This is a genomic window from Aeromonas sp. SrichE-2G (assembly GCF_017939565.1).
Lineage (GTDB): Bacteria > Pseudomonadota > Gammaproteobacteria > Enterobacterales > Aeromonadaceae > Aeromonas > Aeromonas taiwanensis.
In genome coordinates this window covers 210,148-222,918 of sequence record NZ_JAGKRG010000049.1, presented here as the reverse complement: position 1 = coordinate 222,918, position 12,771 = coordinate 210,148, and the positions used below count along the sequence as shown (strand labels likewise).

Genomic DNA, 12,771 nt, shown 5'->3' with positions numbered 1-12,771 from the left:
CTCCCGCGCTCCTGCCAGCGGAAAAAGCGAGGCAGCAACCCCCAGATGACGCTCGATAATTCAACCTGGATCCCACTTTTGGGATCCTCCCCCCATGGCAATTGATCTAGCGCAATTCCCGTCGGGATAAATCATTATCCATTTTACCCATTTGGTATTATCCCCTCGATCAATTGCATAAATTCCAATTTATATGCAGCCATAACAATTAATCGGCCTGCCATGCCCGTCGATGATGAGCACAGATGTCCACACCGAGATGGAACGGTCAGGCCAGACATGGACTTTTTATCTGGGAGTGATGACCGTGGGTTCATATGACAAGCTATTTCGGCCAGGCCTCGCCGCCCTGCTGCTGACCGCCCTGCTCGGTGCAGGCAATCTGGCGCAGGCAGAGGAGGCCGCCCCCAAGGGCAAGGTAGAGGCGCGCAGCGAGCTGTTCGCCAAGGATCACGCCGATCAGTTCAGCAGCTGGAAGGCCACCGGCGAGAGTCGCGAGCGCACCGATGCCCTGGCGGAAGATCCGCAGATGGTGGTGCTCTGGGGCGGCTACGCCTTCGCCAAGGATTACAACAAACCCCGCGGTCACTTCTATGCGCTGACCGACGTGCGCGAGACCCTGCGCACCGGCGCCCCCAAGAGCGCCGAAGATGGTCCCCTGCCCATGGCCTGCTGGAGCTGCAAAGGCCCGGATGTGGCCCGCGTCATCGACGAGAAGGGTGAGGATGGCTACTTCAAGGGGATGTGGGCCAAGGGTGGCCCCGAGATCGTCAACACCATCGGCTGCGCCGACTGCCACGACACCGCGTCGAAAGAGTTCAAGGAGGGCAAGCCCGCCCTGCACCTCTCCCGTCCCTACGCCGATCGGGCCATGACCGCCATCGGCAAGCCGTTCAAGGAGCAGGGCCGGTTCGATCAGCAGTCCCAGGTGTGCGGCCAGTGCCACGTGGAGTACTACTTCACCGGCCCGACCAAGGCGGTGAAATTCCCCTGGGACAAGGGCACCACCGTGGAGCAGATGGAGCAGTATTACGATGACATCGGCTTTGCCGACTGGACCCATGCCCTCTCCAGGACCCCCATGCTCAAAGCCCAGCACCCCGAGTACGAGACCTGGCGCGCCGGCATTCACGGCCAGAACAACGTCGCCTGCGTCGACTGCCACATGCCCAAGGTGCAGAACGAACAGGGCAAGGTCTACACGGATCACAAGGTAGGCAACCCCTTCGATCGCTTCGACCAGACCTGCCGCAACTGCCACACCCAGAGCAAGGAGATGCTGCAAGGGGTGGTCAAGCAGCGCAAGGATGCCGTCACCGAGATCAAGCTCAAAGTCGAGAAGCAGCTGGTGCACGCCCACTTCGAGGCCAAGGCTGCCTGGGATGCCGGTGCCACCGAGGCCGAAATGAAGGACATTCTGCAGGACATCCGTCACGCCCAGTGGCGCTGGGACTTCTCCATCGCCTCCCACGGGGTGCAGATGCACGCCCCGGAAGTGGCGCTGCGCATGCTGGGAACCGCCCTGGACAAGGCCGCCGACGCCCGCACCAAGCTGGCACGCCTGCTGGCTGCCAAGGGGATCAGCCACGAGATCGCCATTCCTGACATCTCCACCAAGGAGAAGGCCCAGGCCGCCCTTGGCATGGACATGAAGCAGATGAACGGCGACAAGGCCCAGTTCCTCAAGACCACAGTCCCCGCCTGGGATGCCGAGGCCAAAGCGGCCGGACGGCTGGCACAGTAATGGCGCCTGCGAGCCCGGCCTGGCCGGGCTCGCAATGGATGGAGGCTTCCTATGGGTGATTTAACGATGGATTTCTTACGACTGATGCTGATGGCGGCCATGCTGCTCACCAGCCTGCAGGGCCAGGCCACCGAGCAGACAACCGCTCCCGCCGCCGTGCCCCCCACCCACGCGGTGGAATTCTTGCGCAGCGCCGACAAGGCCTGCACCGACTGCCACAAGGCTCAGGACGACGTCATGCACGGCAAGCATGGCCAGGCGACCAATCCCAACAACCTCAAACCGGTGACCTGCACCAACTGCCACGGTCAGCCCTCCCCCCAGCACCGGGAAGGGGTCAAGGACGTGATGCGCTTTAGCAACAGCTTCAGCGACAAGAAGAGCACAGAGGCCTACCCCATCGTGGAGCAGAACAGTGTCTGCATGAGCTGCCACGAGCCCAAGCCCCTGCGCGAGGCGCTCTGGGCCCACGACGTGCACGCCACCAAACTCACCTGCACCAGCTGCCACGCCCTGCACCAGGCCAAGGAGCCCATGGTCGCTATTCCAGAGAAGTCCCGCATCAAGCTCTGCGTCGACTGCCACAGCAAGCAGCACCAGGCCAAGGTGGCCAACCAGACGGCCAGCCTGGGCAAGGAGGCGCCATGAGCTGCTCTCGCCGTCAATTCATGGCGGGGATGAGCGCCGGGGCCCTCATCATGATGACGGGCCCCGTGCGAGCAGGCGCAGCCACCCTCGCCCACAGCCAGACCATCGACGGGGTGCGCTTTGGCATGCTCCACGACGAGCAGGCCTGCATCGGCTGCACCGCCTGCATGGATGCCTGTCGGGAAGTGAATCAGGTGCCGGAAGGGGTCTCGCGCCTCGAGATCCTCCGCTCCGGCCCCGTCGGCGAGTATCCCGACGCCGAGTACCACTTCTTTCGCAAGTCCTGCCAGCACTGTGACAACGCCCCCTGCGTCCACGTCTGTCCGACCGGCGCCTCCCATATCCGTATGGAGGATGGCATCGTCGATGTGGACCCGGATCTCTGCGTCGGCTGCATGTATTGCCTGGCCGCCTGCCCCTATCAGGTGCGCTTTATCAACCCTGTGACCAAGGTTGCCGACAAGTGCGACTTTTGCCGCAAGACCAACCTGGCCCAGGGCAAGGAGCCGGCGTGCGTGGTCTCCTGCCCCACCAAGGCACTGGTGTTCGGCAATCTGGACGATCCCGACAGCCCCATCGCCAAGCGGCTGGTGAAGGAGACCACCTATCGCTACAAGCAGGCGCTCGGCACCTCGCCCAAGATGTACCGCGTGCCCAAAGGGGAGATAAAGTCATGACGATGCAAGACGCATTTCACTTCCCCTCGCTAGTGTGGGACTGGCCGATCGCGATCTACCTGTTCCTGCTCGGCATCTCCGCCGGGGCTACCACCCTCTCGGTGCTGTTGCGCCGCAAGGGAGCCGGCAGCGAGAGCGGCATCATCAAGGCGACCGCCATCCTGGCCCCCGCGAGCGTCGTTCTGGGGTTACTCATCCTCATCTTCCACCTGGCCCGTCCCTGGACCTTCTGGAAGCTGATGTTCCACTACCAGTTCGACTCCGTGATGTCCATGGGGGTCATGCTGTTCCAGCTCTACATGGCGGTGCTGTTCGCCTGGCTGGCGGTGGTGTTCAGAAGCGAGATCGAGACCCTGCGCAGCCGCTTCCTCAAAGAGAAGTTCGCCTTTGTGGATGGGCTGATCGCTTGGCTTGCCCGCGTTGAACAGATGCTGGCACCGCTGTTGTTGCTGCTCGCCGTGCTGCTGGGAGCCTATACCGGCTTCCTGCTCTCGGCGCTCAAGACCTATCCGCTGCTGAACAACCCTGTGTTACCTGTGCTGTTCCTGGTCTCCGGCGTCAGCTCCGGCATCGCCTCCACCATCTTGCTGGCGGTGACCCTGTTCAGGGAGAACCACCACAGCCAGGGGGTCAGCTTCGTCCACCGCTTCGAGCGGCCGGTGCTGGCGGTGGAGGTGCTGCTGCTGGTCTGCTTCTTCACCGGCCTCTACTTCGGTGGCGGCCAGAAAGAGGTGGCCATGTGGGCCGCCATCGGCAGCGGCTTCTGGGCCCAGGTGTTCTGGGTGGGGGTGGTGGGCATCGGCATGCTGCTGCCCCAGCTGATCGCCCTCTTGACCCCGGCTCCCCTGCGGGAGAGAAACGGCCATCTGGTGCTGGTCTGCAGCCTGACCCTGGTGGGGATACTGCTGCTGCGTTACTTCGTGCTCTATGCCGGCCAGATGACGGTTATTTAAAGGTATGATCACCAGCGCCAGCCGCCCTCGGGTGACTGGCGCTTATTTGTTGCGATGAGTTGTTGCGATTGGTTGTTACCAGGAATGTGGATGTTATCCCCCAGCGCCGGTACGGTGCAGACGCTGCGGCATAACATAGACGAATGATTGACTGGAGGTTGTGTGCTGGCGGAGTTCGGCTATCTCTCACTGCTGCTGGCGACCGGGTTCGCCCTGGTGCAAGGGCTGCTGCCCTGGCTGGGTCTGCGGTTCGCCTCCCCGGCCTTGCTGGGCTGTGCCAGGCCGCTGGCGCTGCTCAATGCCGCCCTGCTCGGCGCCGCCCTGGTGCTGCTCGGGATCTGCTTCGCCCAGAATGACTTCACCCTGACCTATGTGGCCCAGCACGCCAACAGCGCCCTGCCCCTGGGGTTCAAGCTGGCGGCGGTGTGGGGGGGCCACGAGGGCTCCATGCTCTTCTTCGTCTTCGCGCTGGCCCTCTGGGGCGCCCTGGTGGCCCTTTGCTCGGCGCGGGTCGACTCGCTGATCCTGGTGCGGGTACTCGCCATCATGGGGCTGATCGTCGGGCTCTTCGGCCTCTATACCCTGATCTTCTCCAGCCCGTTTGACAGGCAGTTCCCGGGGCCGCTGGAGGGGCGCGATCTCAACCCCATGCTGCAGGACATCGGCCTCATCCTCCACCCGCCCCTGCTCTATCTCGGCTACGTCGGCTTTGCAGTCAACTTCGCCTTCGCCATGGCGGCGCTGCATTCGGGCCGGCTCGACGGTGCCGTGGCCCACTGGAGCCGCCCCTGGGCACTCGGCTCCTGGGTGTTTCTCACCGCCGGCATCGTGCTGGGCTCCTGGTGGGCCTACTACGAGCTCGGCTGGGGCGGCTGGTGGTTCTGGGATCCGGTGGAAAATGCCTCCCTCTTACCCTGGCTGCTCGGCACCGCCCTGCTCCACGCCCTGGTGGTGTGCGAGAAGCGCGGCGCCTACGGCCACGCCGTGCTGCTGCTCTCCATCTTCACCTTCTCCTTGAGCCTGCTCGGCACCTTCGTGGTGCGCTCCGGCGTGCTCACCTCGGTGCACGCCTTCGCGGTGGATCCGGATCGCGGCCTCACCCTCTTGCTGCTGCTCGGTTTGCTGCTGACCTTCGCTCTCACCCTGTTTGCCCTGCGGGCCGACACCCGCGCCCCCTACGCCCGCTTCGGCTTACTGTCCAAAGAGGGGCTGCTCGGGGCCACCATCCTGCTGCTCTGCGTGGCCTGCGCCAGCGTGCTGCTCGGCACCTTCTACCCCATGGTGTTCCAGTCGCTCCATCTGGGATCCCTCTCCGTGGGGGCCCCCTACTTCAACACCCTCTTCGTGCCCCTGGCCCTGGTGCTGATGGCGCTGATGACCCAGATCCCCCGTCTGCGCTGGCAGAGGCTGGCCAGCTGCTCCCGCTGGCGCTGGCTGTTGCCGCTGCTGCTCGGCGTGCTGGGAGGCGGACTCCTCAGCCTCGCCTATCGGGGACAGGGAACCGCAGGCTGGAGCGGCATCCTTGCCAACATGGTCGGCCTCTGGCTGGTGGCGAGCCTGCTGCTCCCGCTCTCCCAACCGGCCGCCCTGCGCGAGCTCACCCTCAATCGGCTCGGCAGCCTGCTGGCCCATCTCGGGGTGGCGGTGTGCGCCCTCGGCATCGCTCAGGTGAGTCACCACAGTCAGGAGGGGGGAACCGTGCTCGCCGCAGGCCAGCCCTATCGGCTCGGCGCCTTCGAGTTTCGCTACGAGGGGAGCGAGCCGCTGATCGGCCCCAACTACACCGCCGAGCGCATCACTCTCAGCGTACACAAGGGGGGCCAGGAGGTAGCCAGACTCGCGCCTGAGCGGCGCCACTACAGCGTGCGCACCATGAACATGAACGAGCCCGGCATCGCGTGGGGAATGCTCGGCGATCTCTACGTGGTGCTCGGCGAGAAGATGGGGCCCAATGCCTACGCCATGCGCCTGCACCACAAGCCGCTGGTACGATGGATCTGGCTCGGCGGCCTCTTGATGATGGCGGGGGGTACCCTGCGCCTGCTCGCCCGCCGCCCATTGCTTGCGGCCCGCCCGGCCCCGACCACAGCCCCCTGCCCCCGGCTCGAACAGGAGTCCCTATGAGATCCCGCCTGCGTCTCTTTCTTCCTCTCGTGCTGACCCTGGGGCTCGGCGCCCTGCTCTGGCTCGGCCTTGGCAACAACCCCTACGGCCAGGATGAGGCCGTCGCAGGGCGCACCCTGCCGGCCTGGCAAAGTGAGAACTTGCTGGGAGGGGCTTCCATTGACACAACCAGCCTGAAAGGGGAGCCCTTTGTGCTCAACGTCTGGGCCAGCTGGTGCCCCAACTGCCGCGCCGAACATCCGCTGCTGGGTGAGCTTGCGGGCTCCGTGCCCCTCTACGGCCTCAACTATCGGGACAAGGGGGATGCGGCCCGCGCCTGGCTTATCCAGGCGGGCAACCCCTACCGCGCCGTGCTGGCCGACCCGGACGGCAAGCTGGCCCTCGAACTCGGCGTCTATGGCACGCCGGAGACCTATCTCTTTGCCGCCGACGGCACCCTGCTGACCCGCCACACGGGTGAGCTCACCCGGGAGATCTGGCAGCGCCAGTTTGTGCCCCTGCTTGCAAAGGCCCGCAGCAACACCGCTAGCCAGCCCGAAGTGGAGAGAGAAGTGCAGGAGAGCAAGCCATGAGCCGTCTCTGCTACGCCCTGATCGCGCCGCTCTTGCTGGCCTTGAGCCTCGGGGCCCTTGCCAGCGGGGTCGACACCTATGAGTTTCGCCACCCCGAGCGGCAAACCCGCGCTCAGGAGCTGGCCCGCGCCCTGCGCTGCCCCCAGTGCCAGAATCAGAACCTGGTGGAGTCCAACTCCCCCATCGCGCGGGATCTGCGGCTCGAGGTCTACCGCTGGGTGGACGAGGGGCAGTCTGATGAACAGGTGATCGCCCGCATGACGGCGCGCTTCGGCGATTTCGTGCGCTACGATCCCCCCTTCAAGAGCAGCACGGCGCTGCTGTGGGGCGGCCCCGCCCTCTTGCTGTTGCTAGCCCTCAATCGCCTGCGCAGGAGCCTGCATCGCCGGCAACCGGCGCGGGTGCCGCTTGTCGGCGACAGAGCCGAGGGGGCGCTCGCCCACGACCCCAGGGCCGAGCTGAACCGCCTCATCATGGCCGAGCAGCAGGCGGGGCTTGCCCCCCACAGCCGCCTCTACCGGGAGCTGGAGCTGGCCCGCCTCGCCAACGCCACCCCACCTGCCGAGCAGGCCCTGCACGAGCGGCTGGTAAGAGATCGCACCGCTCGTCCGCAGCTCTGGCTGCGCTCATGGATACTGCTTGGGGGCCTGCTGCTGGCGCTGATGGCCGGCATTTATGCCGGAACCGGCCGCTATCAGGCGTGGCAGGCTTATCAGTCGCGCCCCGATCCGCTGGCGGGATTGAGCCCGCGGGATCTGCAGGACAAGGAGCTGGGCGCCCTGCACCAGCGCCTGCAAGCCAACCCTGCCGATCTCGACGGCTGGGCGGCGCTCGGCCAGCTCTATCTCTATCGGGACGAGTACGACAATGCCCTGCTCGCCTACCAACGTCTCGCCCTGCAAGAAGGGGGGGCCAGTGCCGCGACCCAGGCCGCCCAGGCCACAGTGCGCTACTACCAAGCGGGCCAGCAGCTCACCCCGGAGGCCGAGCGCCTGCTGGACAGCGCACTCAAGCAGGACAAGGGCGAGGTGAGCGCCCTGATGCTGCTCGCCTCCGATCACTTCCTGCACGGCCGCTACGGGGAGGCCATCGCCCTCTGGCAGCAGCTGCTGGACGAGGAGCGCCCCCGCATCAACCGGGCTGCCCTGATCCAGGCCATCCAGACCGCCCGCATGATGGGGGGCTGACTACACACATAATGGGGGCTGAATGCCCCCTGTCACGTTTGGCCCGCACAAGCGCTGATGGCAGAGAAATCACTTGCCAGCCTCCCGTCGGCGGCCGAACAATAGGCGTCTATTGAACCTTTTTTTGGAGCCTCCCCCATGATCCCCATTCGCTGTAAAGCCGTCTCCGGTGTCGCCCTCTCAACGATTGATGGCGAAACAAAGCTGCTGGTGATGAAACGGGTCAAGGGCGGTTTCTGGTGCCATGTGGCGGGCACGGTTGAGGCGGGGGAAACCGGCTGGCAGACCATTATTCGCGAGTTTGGCGAAGAGACGGGTATCTCGGTTTGCGAGTTATACACAGCCCATTATCTGGAACAATTTTACGAAAGCGCTTCAAATACGGTGGAGGTAGTGCCTGTAGTGATGTGATGGACGCCCCTACCCAACGCAGTCAGCTTCATACTTCGATTGGCTGCGTTTAACTTGGGAGAGCATCACATGAACACGATCAAAGTAGTGGGTATTGATATCGCCAAGTCTGTTTTTCAGGTGTGCGTCTGGATGGCTGATGGTTCTGTTGCTTGGAATCGTAAAATATCTCGCCAAAAACTGCTCCACACTATGCGCCAGTTTCCACCGCAAACACTGATAGCCATGGAAGCTTGCTCCTCATCTCACTTCTGGGGGCGGACACTGATATCGATGGGCTATGACGTAAGGCTCATTCCTACACAGCATGTCAAAGCCTTTGCAAGGCACCAGAAGAATGATGCCAACGATGCATTAGCTATTTGTGAAACGGCTTGTCGACCAGGGATCCATTTCGTAACTGTTAAAACTACAGAACAGCAAGATATCAAAGCGTTACGTAATGCTCGCCAGCTCATTGTTGAGCAGCGAACCGCTCTGGCTAACCAACTGCGGGCACTACTTGCTGAATACGGGCTCATCCTTCCGACCGGTATACAACGCCTCCAACAGCAACTGCCGGATGTGCTTGAAGATGGAGCCAATACGATAACCTTCACGCTTCGCCGACTACTGAGCCTGTTACGAGAAGATATGCAGATGCTCGCTGAACGGATTGATGTCTTGGATAAGGAAATTGCCGAACTGTCCAGCCAGCAGGTTGCCTATCACCACTTACTGACCATTCCAGGCGTCGGACCGCTGATTGCCGCAGCAGTAGTCAGTGAGGTTGATGCGGCCCAGTTTTCCAGTGGCCGTGAGCTCTCTGCCTGGTGTGGCTTAGTCCCTCGGCAGCACAGTTCAGGTGGAAAGCAACGGCTTTCATCCATGACCAAAAACGGTAATCGTAACCTGAGGACGTTGATCATCCATGGAGCTCGAGCGGTGATGCGCTGTGTGCAAAAGCGAGATGATAGTTTAGGGAGATGGGTGAAGGCAGTTGAATTACGGCGTGGATTCTTGAAGGCCACCGTCGCCCTGGCAAATAAGTTAACTCGGATTATCTGGCGTGTACTGACTGACTCGGTGGATTTCAGCATGAACAGAGCCTTTGCAGGAAGTTAATTTGATATTTGCTTAGAAAGTACACGTTACTGAGTTTGCAGGCACTGATGAGAAAACGGGTACCGTCCTTGTAACAGCCTGAATTAGACCTGGGTATGCATATACCGGTGTAGTGATAAGGAAGCAAGGCTCGGATGACATCATGGCGAGGGAGTTGATCCCATCATTAACGCCGGATATATGGTCGCAAACCGTATCAGCTCAGTTCTTGCACAACCCAGGGGCGTCCATATATGGTCTATTGCCCGCCCAATCAAACGGTCACTCTCAACGACGAGCACACCGAATATCGCTGGTGCACCTTGGCCGAGGCCAAGGGACTGGTGAGTTTCCCCGGCCAGCAGGCGCTCTATGACCATGTCTGGCACCATTTTGTGGCGTGCCGCCCCTCGCCGCTGATGAGGGTGGCACTGCGCTGATCCGGGTCGGCTGACACCTCCCTCGAAGCCCCTGACGGCGCCCATCTTCACCGACACAAAGAGGATTAATGGTGCGTTCGACCCGATGCCGCACCGGAAGGCACAAAAAGAGTAGCAATGATGGGTCAGAAAGGGCATATAGTGCGCCCCATGACGGGCTGAACCCGGCCAATGTGCGCGCCAGGTGTGGCTCATTATGAATCCCGTGAAAGGGCGCCATAGCCGTGAATTCGGCTATTTCAAGGTGCGCTACCCCATAAAATTGAAATATCGGCCCTTTGAACGTTGTGAAGCGTCAATTACCGTCATATAACTTACCCAAATGTCCTTGTGAGTCGTTGTAGAGTCAAACCATGAACCTTCGCCCCTATCTTCCCCTGCTGCTCGGCGCCTTCCTCCTTCCCGCCAGCGTGGAAAGTGCCCATGCCAACCCGTTTTCTGCGACCTCTTCCTCCTCCCAACTGATTGCCCCACGCACCGATCTCGCCCTGAGATCCGATGCCTTCGTGGTCGCCAATCCGCGTACGGGCGAGATCCTGGCCGAGCGCAACGCCAATCGGGTAATGTCCATCGCCTCCATCACCAAGCTGATGACGGCCCTGGTGGTACTGGATGCCAACCTGCGCCTCAACGAGACCCTGACCGTCACCATGGACGACGTGGACAGGCTCAAGGGCACAGGCTCCCGCCTCGCGGTTGGCTCGCGCCTGAGCCGTGCCGACATGCTGCACATCGCCCTGATGTCGTCTGAAAACCGCGCAGCTTCCGCATTGGGACGGTACTACCCGGGCGGTCGCAAGGCCTTCATCGAGGCGATGAATGCCAAGGCCCGCATGCTCGGCATGTGGAGCACCCATTTCGCCGACAGCACCGGGCTCAACCCGCGCAACGTCTCCACCGCCCACGATCTCGCCAAGCTGGCCGCTGCCGCCTCCACCTACCCGCTGATCCGCCAGTACACCGCCTCCGAGCAGCGCCTGGTGCGCAACGGCAAGCGCCAGTTGCACTATCGCAACTCCAACAGCCTGGTCCGGGAAGGCCAGTGGCCCGTTCTGGTTTCCAAAACCGGCTATATCCGCGAGGCGGGTCGCTGCCTGGTCATGGGGACCCGGGTCAGCAATGAACCCGTGGTCATGGTGCTGCTCCACGCCAACACCACGAACGAGCGGGTCGCCGACGCCCGGAAAATCAAGACCTGGCTGGAAACCTCCGGTCGCATGACCCTGACCGCCCAGTCCAGCCCAAGGCCCAAGCTGTTCAGCAACCAATAAGGTCCGTCAGACAACGAGGCCCCCGCATCGTCAGATGCGGGGGCCTTCTCTTTGTATTTGCACTTATTGCATCTGCACCTATTGCATCAACACCTGATGCTCGACCCGCCGCCAGGCTGGCCCCACCGCACAGCCCTCTCACCGCTTGGCGATACCGCCCGGATCAACCGGCCGGGCACGCTCCCCGCTGTCGCCCTGCTGGCGGCGACGCCCCCCTTCCCAACGCGGCCTTGGAACCAGCACTTAATGCCAATAATGATGAAAATTGCGATATTGAGAGCCAGTTAACAAAATGTAAATAGATATATATCCCAATTATATCTACACCTGTTGAATATCCTGTGGCGGCTGATTAAGGTGGAGGCCCCAGTCAAGGAGAGACAAGATGGACATAGTAGTACTCGGTGGTGGCGTGGTCGGCGTGACCAGCGCCTGGTATCTGGCCAAAGCCGGTCACAGGGTGACCCTGCTGGAGCGGCGTGATGGGGTGGCACTCGAAACAAGCCATGCCAATGCGGGTCAGATCTCCCCGGGTTATGCCTCTCCCTGGGCGGCTCCCGGCATCCCCCTCAAGGCCGCCAAGTGGATGCTGCAAAAGCATGCCCCCTTCACCGTGCGCCCGACCTCGGATCCCTTCCAGCTGCGCTGGATGCTCAAGATGTTCGCCAACTGCACCCCGGCCGCCTACGCGGTCAACAAGGGGCGCATGGTGCGTCTGGCCGAGTACAGCCGGGACTGCATGAAGGGGTTGAGAGAGGAGCTGGACCTCGACTATGAGGGACGCCAGCTCGGCACCCTGCAGCTGTTTCGCAGTCAGGCCCAGCTGGACGCCAGCCAGCGAGACATCGAGGTGCTGGAGGAGTACGGCGTTCCCTACCAGTCGCTGGATGCCGGCGGCTGCGAGGAGGTGGAACCCGCCCTGGCCCGGGTGCGGGGCAAGGTGGTGGGCGGCCTGCGCCTGCCGGGGGACGAGACCGGCGACTGCTTCCGCTTCACCAAGGCCATGGCTGCCGAAGCGCAGCGACTCGGGGTCAAGTTCGTGTTCAACTGCGCCATCGACGAGGTCGAGCTCGCCCAGGGGCGCGCCGTGGCGGTGCGGGCCGGTGAGCAGCGCTTCAAGGCCGACGCCATCGTCTGTGCCCTCGGCAGCTATGGCACCGGCTTCCTGCGCCCCCTGGGGATTTCGCTCCCCGTCTACCCGGTCAAGGGCTACTCCCTCACCCTGCCGATGACGGATGCCGCCGGCGCCCCCCGCAGTACCGTGCTCGATGAGACCTACAAGGTGGCCATCACCCGCTTCGACGAGCGGATCCGGGTCGGCGGCATGGCGGAGCTGTCGGGCTACAACCTGGCCCTCAATCCGAAACGCCACGACACCCTGGCCATGGTCGTCGGCGATCTCTTCCCCGAGGGGGGCGACATCAGCCGCGCCGAGTTCTGGACCGGGCTGCGCCCCATGACGCCGGACGGCACGCCTCTGGTGGGGCCGAGCCCCATCCCGGGCCTGTGGCTCAACACCGGCCACGGCACCCTGGGCTGGACCATGGCGGCGGGCTCGGGCCAGTTGCTGAGCGATCTCATCTCCGGCACGGCGCCTGCCATCAGCGACGAGGGGTTGACCCTGGCCCGCTACGGCTAAAGCCTCTGCTGCCATCGCCTTG

General features: G+C 62.9%; 10 protein-coding genes and 2 pseudogenes. All 12 read left to right on the top strand.

The genetic code is table 11. The features are described from left to right. Positions 1–301 precede the first annotated feature (301 nt). The 12 genes and pseudogenes from nrfA (at position 302) to J9885_RS15935 (ending at position 12,749) form a co-directional block, all read left to right on the top strand. Positions 302–1,744, top strand: a complete 1,443-nt coding sequence (nrfA, locus tag J9885_RS15990; RefSeq protein ID WP_210550025.1) for an ammonia-forming nitrite reductase cytochrome c552 subunit — start codon at positions 302–304, stop codon at positions 1,742–1,744. A gap of 51 nt (positions 1,745–1,795) precedes the next feature. Beyond that, complete coding sequence (nrfB, locus tag J9885_RS15985; protein ID WP_210550024.1) at positions 1,796–2,392, top strand: cytochrome c nitrite reductase pentaheme subunit; 597 nt, start codon at positions 1,796–1,798, stop codon at positions 2,390–2,392. After that, complete coding sequence (locus J9885_RS15980) at positions 2,389–3,069, top strand: 4Fe-4S dicluster domain-containing protein (protein ID WP_210550023.1); 681 nt, start codon at positions 2,389–2,391, stop codon at positions 3,067–3,069. Before nrfB ends, J9885_RS15980 begins: the two co-directional genes overlap by 4 nt. Beyond that, the gene (gene nrfD, locus J9885_RS15975; RefSeq protein WP_210550022.1) at positions 3,066–4,022 is read left to right on the top strand and encodes a cytochrome c nitrite reductase subunit NrfD; all 957 of its coding nucleotides are present in this window, start codon (positions 3,066–3,068) and stop codon (positions 4,020–4,022) included. Before J9885_RS15980 ends, nrfD begins: the two co-directional genes overlap by 4 nt. A 162-nt stretch (positions 4,023–4,184) precedes the next feature. Then, positions 4,185–6,146, top strand: a complete 1,962-nt coding sequence (gene nrfE, locus J9885_RS15970; RefSeq protein WP_210550021.1) for a heme lyase NrfEFG subunit NrfE — start codon at positions 4,185–4,187, stop codon at positions 6,144–6,146. Further along, positions 6,143–6,718, top strand: coding sequence for a DsbE family thiol:disulfide interchange protein (locus J9885_RS15965; RefSeq protein WP_210550020.1), 576 nt, complete (start codon positions 6,143–6,145; stop codon positions 6,716–6,718). The genes nrfE and J9885_RS15965 overlap by 4 nt, the downstream gene beginning before the upstream one ends. Then, positions 6,715–7,905, top strand: coding sequence for a heme lyase NrfEFG subunit NrfF (gene nrfF / locus J9885_RS15960; protein WP_210550019.1), 1,191 nt, complete (start codon positions 6,715–6,717; stop codon positions 7,903–7,905). Before J9885_RS15965 ends, nrfF begins: the two co-directional genes overlap by 4 nt. Before the next feature lie 138 nt (positions 7,906–8,043). Continuing rightward, positions 8,044–8,313, top strand: a pseudogene (locus J9885_RS15955) (NUDIX domain-containing protein); the annotation flags it as partial. A 72-nt stretch (positions 8,314–8,385) separates the two neighbouring features. Next, positions 8,386–9,420 carry an IS110 family transposase gene (locus tag J9885_RS15950; RefSeq protein WP_210550018.1) on the top strand — a complete coding sequence of 345 codons (1,035 nt, stop codon included), beginning with the start codon at positions 8,386–8,388 and terminating at the stop codon, positions 9,418–9,420. Between the two features lie 230 nt (positions 9,421–9,650). Next, positions 9,651–9,839: pseudogene (locus tag J9885_RS15945) on the top strand (DNA mismatch repair protein MutT); the annotation flags it as partial. Between the two features lie 353 nt (positions 9,840–10,192). Then, positions 10,193–11,110 carry a serine hydrolase gene (locus tag J9885_RS15940; RefSeq protein WP_134695069.1) on the top strand — a complete coding sequence of 306 codons (918 nt, stop codon included), beginning with the start codon at positions 10,193–10,195 and terminating at the stop codon, positions 11,108–11,110. A gap of 385 nt (positions 11,111–11,495) precedes the next feature. After that, the gene (locus J9885_RS15935; RefSeq protein ID WP_210550017.1) at positions 11,496–12,749 is read left to right on the top strand and encodes a D-amino acid dehydrogenase; all 1,254 of its coding nucleotides are present in this window, start codon (positions 11,496–11,498) and stop codon (positions 12,747–12,749) included. Positions 12,750–12,771: the final 22 nt, after the last annotated feature.

Bases quoted from the DNA above. Each gene is read 5' to 3' on its own strand.
- nrfA (WP_210550025.1), top strand. From the start codon at position 302: ATGACCGTGGGTTCATATGACAAGCTATTTCGGCCAGGCCTCGCCGCC.
- nrfB (WP_210550024.1), top strand. From the start codon at position 1,796: ATGGGTGATTTAACGATGGATTTCTTACGACTGATGCTGATGGCGGCC.
- J9885_RS15980 (WP_210550023.1), top strand. From the start codon at position 2,389: ATGAGCTGCTCTCGCCGTCAATTCATGGCGGGGATGAGCGCCGGGGCC.
- nrfD (WP_210550022.1), top strand. From the start codon at position 3,066: ATGACGATGCAAGACGCATTTCACTTCCCCTCGCTAGTGTGGGACTGG.
- J9885_RS15965 (WP_210550020.1), top strand. From the start codon at position 6,143: ATGAGATCCCGCCTGCGTCTCTTTCTTCCTCTCGTGCTGACCCTGGGG.
- nrfF (WP_210550019.1), top strand. From the start codon at position 6,715: ATGAGCCGTCTCTGCTACGCCCTGATCGCGCCGCTCTTGCTGGCCTTG.
- J9885_RS15950 (WP_210550018.1), top strand. From the start codon at position 8,386: ATGAACACGATCAAAGTAGTGGGTATTGATATCGCCAAGTCTGTTTTT.
- J9885_RS15940 (WP_134695069.1), top strand. From the start codon at position 10,193: ATGAACCTTCGCCCCTATCTTCCCCTGCTGCTCGGCGCCTTCCTCCTT.
- J9885_RS15935 (WP_210550017.1), top strand. From the start codon at position 11,496: ATGGACATAGTAGTACTCGGTGGTGGCGTGGTCGGCGTGACCAGCGCC.